Origin of the sequence: Salinicola avicenniae, from assembly GCF_023736115.1 — a bacterium.
In the GTDB taxonomy this organism is placed as follows: Bacteria; Pseudomonadota; Gammaproteobacteria; order Pseudomonadales; family Halomonadaceae; genus Salinicola; species Salinicola avicenniae.
The window spans coordinates 275,106-289,373 of record NZ_JAKQZC010000006.1 but is presented as its reverse complement, the minus strand read 5'-3'; the positions used below and the strand labels follow the sequence as shown (position 1 = coordinate 289,373).

General features: G+C 58.3%; 18 protein-coding genes and 1 tRNA gene. 4 read left to right on the top strand and 15 right to left on the bottom strand.

The features are described 5' to 3' along the window. Nucleotides 1–39: 39 nt before the first annotated feature. Both MC381_RS15970 and MC381_RS15965 read right to left on the bottom strand, forming a co-directional pair. Nucleotides 40–780, bottom strand: a complete 741-nt coding sequence (locus MC381_RS15970; RefSeq protein WP_251978755.1) for a 4'-phosphopantetheinyl transferase family protein — start codon at nucleotides 778–780, stop codon at nucleotides 40–42. Between the two features lie 3 nt (nucleotides 781–783). Then, on the bottom strand, nucleotides 784–1,392 hold the full coding sequence (locus MC381_RS15965) for a hypothetical protein (RefSeq protein ID WP_251978754.1): 609 nt from the start codon (nucleotides 1,390–1,392) through the stop codon (nucleotides 784–786). 80 nt (nucleotides 1,393–1,472) lie between these two features. Here MC381_RS15965 and MC381_RS15960 point away from each other — a divergent pair. Continuing rightward, nucleotides 1,473–1,549 (top strand) — tRNA-Ile (locus tag MC381_RS15960). Between the two features lie 13 nt (nucleotides 1,550–1,562). Here the strand turns inward: MC381_RS15960 and MC381_RS18380 are convergent. The 13 genes from MC381_RS18380 to MC381_RS15900 all read right to left on the bottom strand — a co-directional run bounded on the left by MC381_RS18380 (nucleotide 1,563) and on the right by MC381_RS15900 (nucleotide 11,891). Then, complete coding sequence (locus tag MC381_RS18380; RefSeq protein WP_251978753.1) at nucleotides 1,563–2,612, bottom strand: phage integrase; 1,050 nt, start codon at nucleotides 2,610–2,612, stop codon at nucleotides 1,563–1,565. Then, on the bottom strand, nucleotides 2,612–3,907 hold the full coding sequence (locus MC381_RS15950) for a phage replication initiation factor (protein ID WP_251978752.1): 1,296 nt from the start codon (nucleotides 3,905–3,907) through the stop codon (nucleotides 2,612–2,614). Before MC381_RS15950 ends, MC381_RS18380 begins: the two co-directional genes overlap by 1 nt. A 322-nt stretch (nucleotides 3,908–4,229) precedes the next feature. Then, nucleotides 4,230–4,958 carry a TraX family protein gene (locus tag MC381_RS15945; RefSeq protein ID WP_251978751.1) on the bottom strand — a complete coding sequence of 243 codons (729 nt, stop codon included), beginning with the start codon at nucleotides 4,956–4,958 and terminating at the stop codon, nucleotides 4,230–4,232. After that, the gene (locus tag MC381_RS15940; RefSeq protein WP_251978750.1) at nucleotides 4,955–6,217 is read right to left on the bottom strand and encodes a secretin GspD/PilQ domain-containing protein; all 1,263 of its coding nucleotides are present in this window, start codon (nucleotides 6,215–6,217) and stop codon (nucleotides 4,955–4,957) included. Before MC381_RS15940 ends, MC381_RS15945 begins: the two co-directional genes overlap by 4 nt. Continuing rightward, nucleotides 6,198–7,268: a zonular occludens toxin domain-containing protein gene (locus MC381_RS15935; RefSeq protein ID WP_251978749.1), complete on the bottom strand. Its 1,071-nt coding sequence runs from the start codon at nucleotides 7,266–7,268 to the stop codon at nucleotides 6,198–6,200. Before MC381_RS15935 ends, MC381_RS15940 begins: the two co-directional genes overlap by 20 nt. Then, on the bottom strand, nucleotides 7,268–7,597 hold the full coding sequence (locus MC381_RS15930; RefSeq protein ID WP_251978748.1) for a DUF5455 family protein: 330 nt from the start codon (nucleotides 7,595–7,597) through the stop codon (nucleotides 7,268–7,270). Before MC381_RS15930 ends, MC381_RS15935 begins: the two co-directional genes overlap by 1 nt. A 3-nt stretch (nucleotides 7,598–7,600) precedes the next feature. Next, on the bottom strand, nucleotides 7,601–9,217 hold the full coding sequence (locus MC381_RS15925; protein WP_251978747.1) for a hypothetical protein: 1,617 nt from the start codon (nucleotides 9,215–9,217) through the stop codon (nucleotides 7,601–7,603). A 94-nt stretch (nucleotides 9,218–9,311) separates the two neighbouring features. Continuing rightward, nucleotides 9,312–9,572 (bottom strand): major coat protein, encoded by a 261-nt coding sequence (locus tag MC381_RS15920; RefSeq protein WP_251978746.1) that lies wholly within the window; start codon nucleotides 9,570–9,572, stop codon nucleotides 9,312–9,314. Nucleotides 9,573–9,672: 100 nt separating this feature from the next. Continuing rightward, entirely contained in the window at nucleotides 9,673–9,771 is a 99-nt protein-coding gene (locus MC381_RS18410) for a tail virion protein G7P-2 (protein WP_374708185.1), read from the bottom strand. Nucleotides 9,772–9,806: 35 nt separating this feature from the next. Next, on the bottom strand, nucleotides 9,807–10,154 hold the full coding sequence (locus MC381_RS15915; protein WP_251978745.1) for a hypothetical protein: 348 nt from the start codon (nucleotides 10,152–10,154) through the stop codon (nucleotides 9,807–9,809). A gap of 369 nt (nucleotides 10,155–10,523) precedes the next feature. Next, the gene (locus MC381_RS15910) at nucleotides 10,524–10,733 is read right to left on the bottom strand and encodes a hypothetical protein (RefSeq protein ID WP_251978744.1); all 210 of its coding nucleotides are present in this window, start codon (nucleotides 10,731–10,733) and stop codon (nucleotides 10,524–10,526) included. Then, the gene (locus tag MC381_RS15905) at nucleotides 10,730–11,458 is read right to left on the bottom strand and encodes a hypothetical protein (RefSeq protein ID WP_251978743.1); all 729 of its coding nucleotides are present in this window, start codon (nucleotides 11,456–11,458) and stop codon (nucleotides 10,730–10,732) included. The genes MC381_RS15910 and MC381_RS15905 overlap by 4 nt, the downstream gene beginning before the upstream one ends. A 226-nt stretch (nucleotides 11,459–11,684) precedes the next feature. Further along, complete coding sequence (locus MC381_RS15900) at nucleotides 11,685–11,891, bottom strand: MerR family transcriptional regulator (RefSeq protein WP_251978742.1); 207 nt, start codon at nucleotides 11,889–11,891, stop codon at nucleotides 11,685–11,687. A 118-nt stretch (nucleotides 11,892–12,009) separates the two neighbouring features. Between MC381_RS15900 and MC381_RS15895 the strand changes: the two genes are divergently transcribed. The 3 genes from MC381_RS15895 (at nucleotide 12,010) to MC381_RS15885 (ending at nucleotide 14,253) form a co-directional block, all read left to right on the top strand. Then, nucleotides 12,010–12,306, top strand: a complete 297-nt coding sequence (locus tag MC381_RS15895; protein ID WP_251978741.1) for a helix-turn-helix transcriptional regulator — start codon at nucleotides 12,010–12,012, stop codon at nucleotides 12,304–12,306. Between the two features lie 83 nt (nucleotides 12,307–12,389). Then, entirely contained in the window at nucleotides 12,390–13,430 is a 1,041-nt protein-coding gene (locus MC381_RS15890; protein WP_251978740.1) for a DGQHR domain-containing protein, read from the top strand. Between the two features lie 4 nt (nucleotides 13,431–13,434). Next, nucleotides 13,435–14,253: a hypothetical protein gene (locus MC381_RS15885; protein WP_251978739.1), complete on the top strand. Its 819-nt coding sequence runs from the start codon at nucleotides 13,435–13,437 to the stop codon at nucleotides 14,251–14,253. The last annotated feature ends 15 nt before the right edge of the window (nucleotides 14,254–14,268 follow it).

Here is a 14,268-nt window from a genome sequence, read left to right as displayed (position 1 = left end):
CTTTCCCTGACAGTGCCGTGGCAGTGAAAGTTCGTTGCCTCATGATTGTCGAGGAATCGCGATCAACGTCAACAGGTGGTCTTCGAGATCGGCCACCTGTCCTTCCAGCCGGGTGCCGGCGCCCCACCTTGCCGAGAGTGTCTTGCGCAGCGTGATCGTGACCTCGCCGCTGGCGGGGTCCCAGTTGCTCAACTGGGCATCGGGAAAGTAGAAGCGCTGTCGGACGAGCGGGTAGAGCGCCTTGAACAGGCTCTCCTTGAGCGAGAAGACCAGCGTGACGAATCGGCCCTGCTGCGACGTCTCGAGTGACGCCAGCCAGGCTCGTTCCGTATTCACGAGAATCTGAGGGGCCAGACGCAACGCCCGCTCCGTCGTCAACAAGCGTTCCGCATCCAGACCGAGGCCTTCATAGGCGCGCTGGTGGCCGACGACGGCAGCCGCGAGGCCATGACTGTGGGTGATCGAGCCGATGATACCGGCAGGCCATCGGGGCAGGCGCTCGGCATCCTGCGATGGAGCCTCGGGGGCGCCGCAGAGTGCCGCGACGCTGTCTCGGGCGGCAAGGCGCCCGGCCAGAAACTCCGCCCGGCGCTTGCTGGCGGCACTTTCGAGCTTGGCCGGAAGCGCGATCTCCCACGCGCTCAGGTCGGACTCGCTCAGCGCGGCGGGTGCGAAATGAAGCGCGGAGAACGCCACATCCGGTAGCGGCCCTGGCCATGGCCAGGTTGACTCAAGAGCCTGACAGCCAGCGGGCAGCGCGCTCGGGACAGGGAACGGCATCGCTCAGCGATCGACCAGCAGCGCGTCGAGCACGACCGGGACCTCGTCACCGATGCGCTGGTAGCCCATGAGCGACAGAATCGAACGGACGGTCTGATTGTTCATCAGCACGCGACCATCCAGCGAGACCGGCTCGGCGTTGGTCGCCCGCACCCGGTCGCTCGCTTCGCGGGTAAAGCGAACGGGCAATTGTTCTTGGCGCTGCTCGCCGCCGGAATCCGTGCTCAGCGTGAGTGTCTCGACGGTGGATTCGCCAACTGCCAGCGAATTGATGCGCTCGGGCGGCAGCCGTGTGACCACGGTGACCAGGCGTGTCTCGGTCAGCGACGCCATCCATGGCGGCAGGTTGCCGAGGCTATCGAGCAGATCCGTCTGATTGAGCCGGACCGGCAGGCGAAGGGTGCCATCCGCGCTGATGCTCCCCTCCATTCGGCGCAGCGCATGCTCGTGCGGTATCTGCTGGTTGTCGCCGGTGATCTCCGTGACGGTCGCCGTGACATGAGACCGGTTAGGGTCCAACTGCCAGGCGGCCTGGGCGACGCTGGCCAGTAGCGCCGCGCCGGCGACCAGACCGCTGACCGCGAGCCGGCGCATGATCGTTGTCGATATCATCGTGTCCTCCCTGGACGCTGGTGCGTTCGGTGGCTGGTCTGCGCCTACCGCTTCCGTTATCATACGGCTCCCGCGTTTCCGGGCCTATAGCTCAGTTGGTTAGAGCAGGGGACTCATAATCCCTTGGTCGTAGGTTCAAGTCCTACTGGGCCCACCATCAAATCAATAACTTACCGCTTTTTTCTGCCCGTCTCGGTGTTCCATTTTTCGTCGGTGTCAACGAAGTGTCGACGGGGCGATTGGGGCCCAAATTTCAGGCTATCCGCCAAGTGATCCGGTGACAGATGAGCATAGCGCATGGTCATCTGAATCGTCTGATGGCCCAGGATCTTTTGCAGCGTCAGCAGGTCGCCACCGTTCATGATGAAGTGACTCGCGAAGGTGTGCCGCAAAACGTGCGTGCGCTGTCCCTTTGGCAACTCGATACCGGAACGGTTCAAGGCTTCGGTAAAAGCCTGATAGGCGTCTTGGGGAAATAGGCGGCCCAATGGTTTGCCGTGTCGCTGTAGACGGCCAAAGAGATCTTCACTGATCGGGACGGTTCGGTTGCGGCCGTTCTTGGTGTCGACGTAGGTGACGCGTTGATGGCGAACGTTCTCGGCTCTCAATTGCTGAGCTTCACTCCAGCGGCAACCGGTCATCAGGCATAGCGAGGCGATCAGATAGACGTGTGCATTGCGTGACTGTTGTAGCTCATTGAACAGAAGGTCGATCTGTTCTGGCGTGAGGTAGGCCAGCTCTGTCTCGGGCAGGCGAATGGCTTTCACAGCAGCAAACGGGTTGTCACCGTGGTACTCACCCATGCGGATGGCGACGTTGACCATGGCCCGGAGGTGAGCAAGGTCGTGGTTGGTGGTGCTAGGTGTCAGACCGGCGTCGAGTCTTGATTGGCGAAAGCGGACGATATCCATGGGCGTGACACTCGCCAGAATCGGGTTGCCCATGAGTTCGCACAGATGGCGCATCTTGCCATAGCGACCTTTGCCGTCTTTGAGTGAGACGCCTTGCACTTCGTACCAAAGCTGAGCGAATTCGAGCACACGTCGCTTGTCCCGTTTTCTTGGGCCGTAATCTTCCCCTGCCGCAGCTTTGCCGAGCGTGACATTTTTGAAGCGTTGAGCCTCGGCTTTGGTCGCGAACGTCTTGCGTATACGGCGTTGTCCACGGCCCCCAGGTTGAATATCGACCCGCCAGCCGGCATCCGTTTTCTTGATGGTCACTAGGCAGCTTTCCCGAGTAATCGTCGCTCGATGAGGCGCTGGGATATGAGCTGTCTGAGCATGTCCGCGTCTAATCCCCGTCGCCGGTAATAGTTGGCGATATCGTCCCAGGCACCGCAGCGGGAGAGGCCTTGCATGGCTTGCTGTGTGGTGAAGCTCTGACGTGCATAGAGGGAGATCAGATTACCCACGACCAGTGCGACGTTCTTTTCGTTGCCGAGGCCAGGAGCCTTGCGGGCTCGCTTGTACAGGAAGTGCGGTTCGTGGTCGTAGAACCGGGCATCCTCCTGGAAGAGCTGCCATGAGCTGTCGATCAGGTTCTTGGCATGGTCGAGACGGTATTTGCCCAGGGCGGTACGCCAGAGGCCGGTCAGGTGGGGAACGGTGTCGCTGAATCGCTTGAAGCCGTGATCCATGTCGAGGGCTTCACCGGTGTCGACGTTGCAGGGGATACCCTGGGCGAACTCGCGCAGCACGGATTGATGAAAGCGCATCTCGATACGCCACACCTCCTTGTCGGGGTTGTAGTCGGAGACGGTGGGATCGTCGTCAGAGGCTTTGTTCCAGACGCTTTCCCAGAAGTGGATCTTGTCGCGGGCGTGGGCTTCCTTGGTCTTGTTGTAGATGCAGCACTGGAGAGCGCTGGCGGTCCCGAACATGAAGGTTTCATCGTTGCCGTAGGTGGTCGCGATGCTGCCGTGTTTGAAGGTGAAATCGTCGATGCCGCTGATCTTGGTGACTTTCTTGGAGCGGGTGACGAAGCGTTCCATAAAGTCTTTGGGTGGCTTCCAGCCTTGCACGTCGAGGGCGAGGTGGACGGCACAGCCCATAGGTTCGATGTAGGCGAGCATGCGCTTGGCAATGTCGTCGAGATAGGCCTGGAGGTCGGCGGTGCTGTGTTCCTGGATGAAGTGCGGGGATAGCTCGATTTTCAGGTGGGTGCCGATGTTATCGACCTTCACGTGACGGGCGTAGAACAGGACGATAACGCCAAGATCGTTGTTCTGGAGACGGTAGCGAAAGCCGCTGTTGGTGTTGCCGGCCCCGACGATCCAGGTAGAGCCAAACAGGTTGATGGTGGCGCCTCGTCCTTCGCGATAAGTCTCGATGATCTGATCGAACAGATCCATGCAGGGTTTACCGGCGTAGAGCTGACGCACGGTGTCGACGCCAGCGTGGAGAAGCTTGATATGGCCGAGCTGTTTCTGGCCCTTGGGACTGAGAAAAAGACGACCCTTCGGATCTTCGCGGTCTTCGATCAGTGACTCGATGGAGTAGCGTTCCCAGCGGTTCATAAGCATTGTCCAGTAATGACGGTTTGTGACGGGTTATTGATGGTTGTCTTGGTTAATCTGCGAGACGTGTTACAGGGAGGGTCTCGCTTAATTCATGATTCGATGCTGCACCGAAGATTTAGATAAGTCACTGCTTTGAATGCACAAATAGGAAAATAGGCATGCATTTTTTGCGAGTGACGGTTAGTGACAAACAAAGACAGGAACGATTTTTGCCGCTGATAAAATTGGGCAAGTGACAGCTCGACTACCGTTGATCGACGACAGACTCGTAAACCCACACTCGCTAGTCGTCGGTCCCCGGCAGTCCGTGATAAGGGCGTCATAGGGCACCTACCAGCATGACCAGGGCGATCACAGCCAGATGAAGCGGATACCAGGAGAGACGTAGACCGCGAGGCAGAGCGGGCACCCGGTCGAGTCCTGAGACGTTCGGGAGCAGTACCAGGACGCCGGCCGTGGCGGTGGCGATGACCATGTGAAGCGGGGCGCCATTGAGAAGCGATGCCACGGTGAGCAGGGGCAGCAGAGCCAGCCGACTATCGGGATGACGAAACGCCAGCACGAACACGGGGACCAGGAAGAGACCGACGCTGTGATATTCGACGTGGGGCCCGAGGGCGAACGCCAGCCAGCCGAGGGGAATCAGCGCCGCCAGCTTCAACAGTCGATCCGTGAATTGATCCAGCACCCACACCACGGCCAGCCCGGCGGCCAGGGTAAAACAGACGTTGAGCTTATCCGGCGTGACAACCAGGACGTAGGGCAGTTGAGCTAACGAGCCGACGACGAGCAGGCGTAGGCCGTAGCGGATCGGGCGACGGGTATTGTGGACCAGATGCCACGCGACCATACCGGCGAAGAGGGGGAAGGCCACACGGCCGAGCGCGATGGCCCAGGGCGTGAACGGGGAGCCGGGCCAGATAAACTTGGTCGCGTGTTCGATGGTCATGGCGAGGATCGCGAGCCACTGGGCAAGCGGCACCCAGGCGTTGCGAGTACTCACCGGGGCGGGCAGTGAAGTCGAGGCAATCACGGGTAGCGAGGTCATGACGCGGCCTCCTGGGTGGGCAAGACGGTGGCTTGCAGCAGCACGTAGAGGTTGCTGGTCTGGCTGCTGGTCGAGGTGGAGCGGAACAGGTGGCCGATCAGCGGGATCGACGAGAGAACGGGAACGCTGGATGACTGCTGGCGGTTTTCTTCGGCGACGAGACCGCCTAGGAGGATCGACTGGCCGGACTGGATCTGGACCGTTGTCGCGATGCTGCGCTGGTTGGTGATGATGTCCGACGCCATCAGGGAGTCGGTCAGGCTATCGGCGGCGGTGTTCACGTCCATCACTACCAGCCCCGAGGGCGTGACCACTGGGAAGACGTTCAGCGTGATGCCGATGTCGCGACGCTCGATGGTCTGAAACGGGTTTTCGATGTTGGCCGCTTCGCCCGTGACGCGGCCAGTGATAAAGGGCACGTTCTGGCCGACGCTGATGGTGCCTTGCTGGCCGGAGAGCGTGAGAATTTGCGGTGTCGATAGCACCCGAGCTTCCGAGTCGCGCCGAATCGCCGTCACGGCCAACGCCAACACGTCACCGTCGAAGATCCCGAACGAAGCCCCCGGCGTCGATAGCGACCGGCCCAGGTTGGAGGTATTGAAGCCCCCGGCCGGGTTGCTGCCACCACGCGCCCGACCGAAAGCCGTGCTGAAATCGAAGGAGTCGCCATCGGTCGTCTCGAAGATGATGGCCCGGATCAACACCTGATCGCGGCTCACGTCGATGCTGGGGAGCAGGCGTTCGAGATCCGCGATGCGTTCCTGAGAGCCGCTGACCAGGAGTGCGTTAGCCGCGTGGAGTACCTGGGCGCTGGCCGTCGAGAGACCGCCGTTGGTGGTGCCGGCCAGGAACACATCGACCAGGGGCGCCAAATCGTCGGCGCGTAGATGCTTGATCGGCAGCACGCGGGAGACGACCGGCGTCGATGATGTCTGCAACGGCAGTTGGGACATGAACCCACGTCGAGGCTGAGCGGGCACCAGTGTCGGCGGGTTGCCTGGGACCAACTCATAACCATGCGAGCGCATGACACCCGCGAAGAACTCGGGGAGCTGATCGGGCGACACATCCGGGGCATAGACCGTCAACGTGCCATCGACCGCGGGATCGATGGCGACGGGGGTTTGGGTTTCCTGGGAATACCAGTGAACGAACTCCCGCACGTCGGCGCCCTGCATATCGATAGGCATGGCAAGAGAAGGGAACGAAGCGACCGCCAGGAGGGCGGCGAGTAGGGCTTTAGCAACCGAGTTCGGCATGGTTGTCTCCAGATTCGAGGCGGAGGTGACAGGCACCCAGGGGGACGAGTGAGAGCCCAAGTCGCTCCAGGTCGTCACTGGTGAGAGGCCGGTTGTCGCCATCCAGGAGGCGATAAGAGGTTTGGTCGCCCAACTGGGCATAACCGGTGATCCGAGCGTGATCGAAGCGCGAGAGATCGATCACGGGCTCGGTGGGTTCGGGTGTGGCCTCGGGGCGGCGGGCTTCGACTTGATCGACAACCAGCACCGACGTGGTGAGGACGATACCCAGCACGAAGGAAGCGACGGCCAGGAACGGCCGGTTGAAGCGCTTCCACAGGATTCGGGTCATGCGCATGTAGAACCTCGCATCACGGGGCACGCGGAAGACGCCATGGGTTAGCCACGGCGGCAGCATCATGTAGGTCTGATGGGGGTAGGCGTCGGAGAACGACTGTTTGGTGTCATAGGCCGGATAGAGCGCGCGGCCGGTGTAGGTCCAGCGCTCCACGACGATGCTGTTGATGTTGTCGCCATACTTCACGATGCCCAGGTGAACTTTCGGCATCGGCAGCTTGCCGCCCGCGAAGGTCGACCAGAGCGAGCCGAGAAACGGCACGGTGAGGCGGTCGAGGCGACGGCAGTAAACGACGTGTTCGGCCAGCGCGACGCGGGCCTGTTTATCCATGATCGACAGATCTTGGATCAGAAAGATGATGTCCCAGCCGAGCTTTCGGGCGTGGAGAAACCAATCGATGACCGCCTGACGCGACTTGTCGGCCCACGACCGCGAGTTGAACCAGGTACCGCACTCGTCCAACACCAACAGGCCGTTCTTGTTCTCGTTGTAGGTATCATTGCCGTTGCCGATGGCTTCCAGGTCATCGAGCGACGGCTTATCGGGGATGCGGTAGACGCGTGACTGGCGGGCCTTTTCACCGATCAGCTTGTTAAGCCGAAGATCCAGGTTGGTTGCCACCGGGCAGCCCCGGTCGAGCTTGTCCTTGATCTTGCCCACCGCCACCAGCGTTTTGCCCGCGCCGAGCTTCCCCGTGACCACGTAGACGGCCATTAGACGAAGCTCCGCATCTGTTCCCATTCCAGAATCTGTTTCTTCTGGCGGAAGACCCACAGCGCCACCTTGGTGCTGTAGATCGCCGAGATGCAGACCTCCAGATTGCGCGGTTTGACCAGGGCTAGCCCCCGCGCCAGATCCGAGGGCAGCGTGGTCGAGAGGCCCGCGACGAGCGCCGCAATGACCCCGGCCAGCGCGGCCAGCATGGCGATATAGAAGGTGATCCAGCCCAGGGACGTTGCCAGACGCCCCGCGAGGCGGCCGGCGAACTTGGACAGAATCCAATCCAGAATCTTGACGAGTAAGACACCGATCCAACGAATCATGGCTTAGGCCTTGTTGCCCTGGGGTTCAAAGAACAGGTTCACGATGCCGACGACCGCCCAGAAATAGATCAGCCACTCCAACCAGGAGCGGACGGTTTCGATGCGGCTGCAGGAGATATCGAAGCTGTAAATCTGACCGGGGAAGAAGGTCAGCATTGAGCAGTTGGCGGACGGCAGAGAGGGGATCAGGTCGGCTATCGGGCCCGCGATAGAGGAGTTGGCACCGTCGCCGATGGTGTCGCCTTCCAGTACATCGGTTAGCTCCTCCTGGTACTCCTCCTCGGCGGTATCGATCTCCTCCATGTGGCCTTCGAGGCCCGAGCCATCGATCAGGCCATCGGCGGTGCCCTCGGTCAGTTCCTCGTCACCGGAGAGCGCATCGACCAGCCCGTTAAAGCCCTCGTTGATCGCATCGATAACGTCACCCAGGCCCAGGCCATCCTCGTCGCTGTCGCCCTCATCGCTGGAGCCATCGCCACTCGATCCGCCGCCACTACTACCGCCATCGTTGCCGGGATCGCTGGGCGAATCGTCGCCGTCCGGGTCTTCGGCATCGTCGTTATCCGAGTCGTCGGGATCATCGGGATCGGTCGGGGTATCGGGCTCGTCAGGCTCGTCGGGCTCATCGGGTTCGTCTGGCGTGCCACCGCCGGAGGAACCACCACCACTAGAAGACCCACCACCAGACGAGCCGCCACCGCCGGAGGAACCGCCGCCACCGGATGAGCCGCCACCGGAGGAACCACCGCCAGAAGAACCGCCACCACCGGAGGAACCGCCACCGCCGGAAGAACCGCCGCCAGAAGAACCGCCACCACCGGAAGAGCCGCCGCTACCGGTATCGCCCCCGTCCGAGCCATCATCGCCACCGGTGTCGCTACCTTCACCAGGGTCATAACCGCCGCCGGCATCACCACCAATCGGACCAGGAAGCGAGCCGGACCCACCGGAAAAGTCGATGACGGAAAATGAGCCATTGCCGCGATAGCAAAAGGCGCTGTCGTCGCTGAAGACATAGCCGTTATCGCAGGCATCCGTATCGTCGGTGGGCTCCAGGTCTTCGGCCGGAATGTTCTCGCCGTCGTCGGAATCGTTGACGTCTTCGACGGCATGGGCGGTCCAGTCGGCCGAGCAGAATTGGCTGCCGCCGTCGTTGTAGCAGACGCCGATACCGCCGGCGTCTTGAATCACACAGTTGCCTTTCTGAACCTGATATTTGCCATCTTCATTGATCGTGACGCCGCCATAGGTCTGATTGGGCAGGCCATAGACGGACTCACATTGTTCGTCATCCATGCGCATGCCGATGATGCCCGGACGCAGTAATTCCGGGTGCTGGCGGTATATTTCGTCGCGGGACGGACAGGCGCCATCGGCGTCTCGACTGCAATAGAGAACCCACCATTCGGCCGCTTGAAGCACTCGGCCGTTGCTGGCGGAGGTGTAGTAATAGGCGTCGAACACATCGCCTCTGGAGGCGGCATAACGGCAGGCATCAATGCCGCCGGGGGTGTTCTCGTAACAGGTCGCTTCGAGTGACCAGGAAGCGTGATAGGCCTGGGCCTGGGTCGTGACCAGGACCGTGCACGCCAGGATCAGCAGCGAAAGCCAAGTTCTCATAGTGCATCCATCAAAAAAGGGGCCCGGAAGGCCCCTTGATTGACCGGCCCCGGTATTCGCCGAGGGCGGAGACGGGGGCCGGTAAAGCGCCGGATCAACTGGCGCGGTTGGCGAACTTCTTGAACAGCTTGATGCCGATGAGACCGCCGACGATGGTGGTCGCGATCGGCCAAGCGGCGCCGATCATTTCCGAGCCCTGGGAGCCCATCGACTCCATGGCAGCGACGGCGGCGGACGTACCGGATTCGGAAGCCATCGCGGTCGCCGTGGTGCCCACCAGGGCGGCGGAAGCGAGCGCGGCTTTGCCGGCGAATTGCTGGAGTGTGGTGCGGGTTCCTTGAATGACGTTTTTCATGTTGAGGTTTCCACCAGTTGTTTGAACGCGAGTGTGGTTTTGCCCCATGCCCAACCGAGGGCATAGGCGCCGAGCAGGTAGCCGATGAGGGTTGCGGCGCTCATCGTTGGCCACCTTTGATTGCACCGAGCCCGAATGAGACGACGAGCCCGATACAAAAGGTGAGGAGCCACAGCTGGTCGAACTGGTCAGCGGTCATGTGTGACTCCCCGTGTGTCGGTTATCGAAAGACGGTCAGGCGTTGGCTTTGGCCGGTTCGGCCTTGCTGGGAGCCGGGCCGGTGCCCTTGGGCTTACGCACGGCGATAACGTGCAGCGATGTTGTCTGCTGACGGTTCTGGCCGGCGCGGACCATGCGTAGCTCAACGTCGAGTTCGAGGTTGCAGGGCAGCTCGGCCCCGGTGTTGCGGATCTGTTCGACGATCTCGTAATCAGCGGACATATCGGAGTTCTGCATGCCGATCTGGTTATCGTTGTCGGCATCGACTTCGTTGATGATGCTGAGCTTGCCGCCTTTGCGGCCGTCGAATTCGTAACGTGAGGCGCCGGAGACGCGAGCAACGATGGTGTTAATCATGGACATGGTGAGTTCCTTTTAGCGTTGGTGCCGGGTTGCCAGGAGTTGGCAGTGGCGAGCGAGCACGAATAGCTCAGCAAGGTCGGAAGACTCGGGGTCGAGCATCCGGGTTAGGTGTTCGGCCTGGGCGTAAAGGAGCGCGGCGCGGCCAAAGTCGCGACCCTGGAGACACCGCCTAGCCCGCTCCCTCAAGGCTCGGGGCTCCGGGCAGGCGTCTGCCAACCCGACACCGTGCGCCACCGGTCGTGAAGCACGGCGGCCGATCCCGCACCCCCCGTCAACCCGTGCTGCGCAGGGTATGACGGGGGGCACGGTTCCGGCCTGGGAGGCCGTGCGACCGATGGGCGACGGGTGACGGGCAGGCAGAAACACTTCTTAGCGCCCCAAGTCCGGGCGGGCAGGCGAAGGCGAGCCATCCAGCGGAGAGAGGTCGCCGCGCTCCAGGAGAGAAAGGCCGTATTGCATGAGCCGTTCCCCCAGGGCGGAGGGCGTCAGTTGATGCGTGCCGGCCTGGACGAGAAACCGAGAGTGATCGGCTTGCTCCAGGAACACGCGAACGGGCTGTTTCTTCGTCGCGGTGGTCATTGGGTGTTCCTCGTGGTGGTGGGTGCTGCGTGATGACGACCGGCCAGGAAAGAGGGCGGCACAGTCGTCGGAAGAAAAAAGACCCGTGGAGACGCTGCCTGTTGGGCGGGAGTGGCTACACAGGCAACACGGGTCAAGTAGCGCTGGGGGACGCTAAGCGGTTCGGCACCGGGGTGAATGTCGGTGCTGCTGACACGGCGGTAAGAGCCATCCGTGTACTGAATGAGGTTGTAGGACAGGGCAGGGAAGACGCGAAACACGGCCCTGGAGGCGTTGGCCGGGGCATCGTCCTGTTGCGATGCGCATTCAGGAGTGAACGCGAGATCGCTAGAGAGGCTGTCGGCGCTGGGATCGTTCCAGGTGCGGAGATCGACCAGGGCGTAAGCGAGACGGCGCTGGAATTGGAGATCAGCGAGGACACGTTGGTAGAAGGTGCTGGCACAGGGAGAGGCACAGATCGACCGAGCGCGAGTCATCAATTGTCGATAGGCAAGGCGAGTCACAAGGCGACGAAGGAGAGATAACGCGCCAGATCGATCAGTGATCCTGACATACCCGCGAGCCTCGCGAAGACGGGTGCGTTGCCAGAAGGGACGGTAGAAGTAGGCAAAATCGCGCCCGGTGCAGTCTTGACCGATATAGCCGGCGTATTTGCCATCCAGGTGGAAGGCGGTGCCCTGGTGGGGCTGATCGGGGGTGAGGTGGGCAAACGTGACCTGGATCATGACCGAGCCTCCAGGGGGAGAAGGCGCGGGCAAAAAAGTGGCCCAATCATGGAAAGCGGACTGAGTAGAGCGCTTGCCGTGATGGGCCGAGGTAGCAGGGTAAACCATAAACACTGGAGCCGGGACATGACGTCTCGGCCAGTAGTCTCAGTAAAGACCCTTCTCGGCGTATGGGAAAGCTCGCCTTTCGTCGTGATGACGGAAAAATGCGTAAGCGATTGGCTATTCATGACCATTCCTCGTCGTCGAGGCATTCGCGCTGGAGGAGAGCGACGTTGATCATGCGGTGACGGCCAACCTTGCGAGACGGCAGATAGCCACGACGTAACTGACCCTCGATGGTGTCGAGCGACAGGCCAGAGAGATCAGAGAAACGCTCTTTGGTCATCAACGGCACAAGGGCCGGGACCTGGGGCGATTTTGATTCTTCCATTGTCGTAAGCCGCCTTTGTTTGTCTGTGGTAGGCTTTTTCTATGTCATGGCGTGTCAGACCTGTCGTGTCTATATCTGAACACAGTATCTACATTTGAATATAGGCAGAAAAAAACACATGTCAAGTGATCTTGGCAAAAAAGTGCGTGAGATACGCGAGGCAGAAGGCTTCGGGCGTCAGGCTTTCTGCGACATGATTGGTGTGCCAAAGCAGACGCTGATCAACGTGGAAATGGGACGAAGCGGTCCATCAGGGAAGCTGCTGGCTGAAGTAAGCCAGGCATTCAGCAAGTACACCCTGTGGCTCATGACGAATCAGACAAACGAAGAAGCAGGGCAGGTGAGTCCAGATATAGAGAAGGCGAGAGATCGGCTTAAGCCGACCGGAACGGATACCGAGTCGCGAAGCAAGTAGCGGAACGCTGGTACCAGGGAACAGGACGTTTTTAAGGGTAGGGGACAGGATGTCATGTTGTTTTATAATAAAGGGTAGTGCAGATGGTTGATACTATTAAAGTTAAAGCGATAGAAGTCGCTCAGAGAGAACAAAGTTTTTATTTGGCAAATATTAAGGCCAAACATCTTAGTGCAGTAAGTTATGTTTCAGTTCGGGGGCAGGATAGCGAGCCCGGCGCAGTGCAGCGGTATTTGAATCCGAGGCGGATTGCTGGGATAAAGGAATACACGCAACTGCAAGGAAATTTTCCAGCAGCGCTGGTTTTGAATTGGGTTTGCGAAGAGCATGAAATTGTTTTTGATAATGATGAAATCGAGATTCCGCTCGTTGAACGATCAGCCCAGTTAATCGATGGGCAGCACCGTTTAAGCGGAATAAAAGAGGCAATAAAAGAAGATGAGGCTATAGCGGAGCTAGAGCTTCCTGTTTCAATATATATTGGTCTTAATACCAAGCAGTGTGCCAATATATTTTTGTCTATTAATACTGAGCAAAAGCCCGTTCCAAGGAGTTTGGTTTACGATCTTTATTCTGTTGCAGATGATGAGATAGTTGATCCGGCTGCCGCCAGAGCCAGAGATATAGTGGACGCTCTTAACAATGAAGAGGATTCGCCCTATTATCAAGAAATCAAGGTTCCAGGCACACCTCGACGAAAAGGCGGTATTGCGTTGTCTACAGCGGTTACTGCAATTAAGCCCATAGTGGAATCGAATGGTATATTTGAGCAGGTAGGTATAGAGATTTTTGAACAGCAAAGGAATGTTATTAAAAACTTCTTTACTGTTATATCTGATGCTTATGGCGAGGAATGGGCAGATAAAACGAATGCCTTTATGTATGCATCAGGCTTCTTGGGTGCCATCGAGTTTTTGAATTTAAGAGTCATTCCTTACTGTAATTCGATGGGGGGTAATTATACAAAGGAATTCATCGCTGGCATCATTAGGATGGATAGAGATAATTTGATTTATCAGAGCGAAGTAAAAGGTATACAGGGGAAAGAGGCGCCAAGAATTGTATACAAGCGTTTAGATGGGATGTTCGAAACTAATGCTGAAAATAAAACCATATTGACATAGCGCTATGAGTGATCATCGGGCGGTAGATTATATTACAAGAAAATGGGGCGGTCAAAATCTGACCGCTCAAACAATGCCGGCGCCTCTTTCGAGACTAGATGCGTTAGAATTGGAGGAGATATTAAAAGAAGATGCAGTAGATTATTTCAATTCTGGTGTCGTTTCCTTGTGTGATGCTTTGGGCAGAGCCGAACAAAAGGCGTGGTCATGGTGTACTGTTAAGCTTTATTATGCTGTTTTCTATTTTGCTAAGTCATTTTTGGCAATGGAAAGGTATATGGTTTTTTTCTATCAAGATAAGCCTGCATGGTTAAAAGCTGAGCCCGGAGCTCAAGGGAAAAGATTTCGAGGCCAAAGGCCGCTATCGCATTCTGATCAAACAGCCAAGAAAAACGTTTCTGGTTCCCATTCCACAGCGCTATACCTGTTTGAAAGCAGCTTTGGAAGCTCCGTTTTAATGAGTCAAGATGTCGATAGCTTTTATCCTACCGCTTGGATGATGGAACAAAGAGAATATGCAAATTATCGGCTGCGTGGATTTCCAGATCCTTATCCGCCAAGGATATTTGGGGTTGTAGATAAAATCGGCATAAGAAAAGCAATTGCGACTTACCTTTCTGATAGGTATTTTGCTTTCGATAAAGACCACGCTGTAATTGCTTATCCTCTTCTTTTTATGATGGAGGTTAGGAAGAAAATGGCAACTAATAATAATTATGAAGAGGTTTTTGATGAGGAGAAGGTTTCGTTGTTACGGAGGTTGGCGAAAGATTCTAACGGCCCATTGGAGCTGATTATAAACAGCGTGCTGCCAAATAACTGATGTCAACCAACTGTC

What these genes read in the sequence shown, in the direction of transcription:
- MC381_RS15970 (WP_251978755.1), bottom strand. Translation starts at nt 780, where the DNA reads ATGCCGTTCCCTGTCCCGAGCGCGCTGCCCGCTGGCTGTCAGGCTCTT.
- MC381_RS15965 (WP_251978754.1), bottom strand. Translation starts at nt 1,392, where the DNA reads ATGATATCGACAACGATCATGCGCCGGCTCGCGGTCAGCGGTCTGGTC.
- MC381_RS15950 (WP_251978752.1), bottom strand. Translation starts at nt 3,907, where the DNA reads ATGAACCGCTGGGAACGCTACTCCATCGAGTCACTGATCGAAGACCGC.
- MC381_RS15945 (WP_251978751.1), bottom strand. Translation starts at nt 4,958, where the DNA reads ATGACCTCGCTACCCGTGATTGCCTCGACTTCACTGCCCGCCCCGGTG.
- MC381_RS15940 (WP_251978750.1), bottom strand. Translation starts at nt 6,217, where the DNA reads ATGCCGAACTCGGTTGCTAAAGCCCTACTCGCCGCCCTCCTGGCGGTC.
- MC381_RS15935 (WP_251978749.1), bottom strand. Translation starts at nt 7,268, where the DNA reads ATGGCCGTCTACGTGGTCACGGGGAAGCTCGGCGCGGGCAAAACGCTG.
- MC381_RS15930 (WP_251978748.1), bottom strand. Translation starts at nt 7,597, where the DNA reads ATGATTCGTTGGATCGGTGTCTTACTCGTCAAGATTCTGGATTGGATT.
- MC381_RS15925 (WP_251978747.1), bottom strand. Translation starts at nt 9,217, where the DNA reads ATGAGAACTTGGCTTTCGCTGCTGATCCTGGCGTGCACGGTCCTGGTC.
- MC381_RS15920 (WP_251978746.1), bottom strand. Translation starts at nt 9,572, where the DNA reads ATGAAAAACGTCATTCAAGGAACCCGCACCACACTCCAGCAATTCGCC.
- MC381_RS18410 (WP_374708185.1), bottom strand. Translation starts at nt 9,771, where the DNA reads ATGACCGCTGACCAGTTCGACCAGCTGTGGCTCCTCACCTTTTGTATC.
- MC381_RS15915 (WP_251978745.1), bottom strand. Translation starts at nt 10,154, where the DNA reads ATGTCCATGATTAACACCATCGTTGCTCGCGTCTCCGGCGCCTCACGT.
- MC381_RS15910 (WP_251978744.1), bottom strand. Translation starts at nt 10,733, where the DNA reads ATGACCACCGCGACGAAGAAACAGCCCGTTCGCGTGTTCCTGGAGCAA.
- MC381_RS15905 (WP_251978743.1), bottom strand. Translation starts at nt 11,458, where the DNA reads ATGATCCAGGTCACGTTTGCCCACCTCACCCCCGATCAGCCCCACCAG.
- MC381_RS15900 (WP_251978742.1), bottom strand. Translation starts at nt 11,891, where the DNA reads ATGGAAGAATCAAAATCGCCCCAGGTCCCGGCCCTTGTGCCGTTGATG.
- MC381_RS15895 (WP_251978741.1), top strand. Translation starts at nt 12,010, where the DNA reads ATGTCAAGTGATCTTGGCAAAAAAGTGCGTGAGATACGCGAGGCAGAA.
- MC381_RS15890 (WP_251978740.1), top strand. Translation starts at nt 12,390, where the DNA reads ATGGTTGATACTATTAAAGTTAAAGCGATAGAAGTCGCTCAGAGAGAA.
- MC381_RS15885 (WP_251978739.1), top strand. Translation starts at nt 13,435, where the DNA reads ATGAGTGATCATCGGGCGGTAGATTATATTACAAGAAAATGGGGCGGT.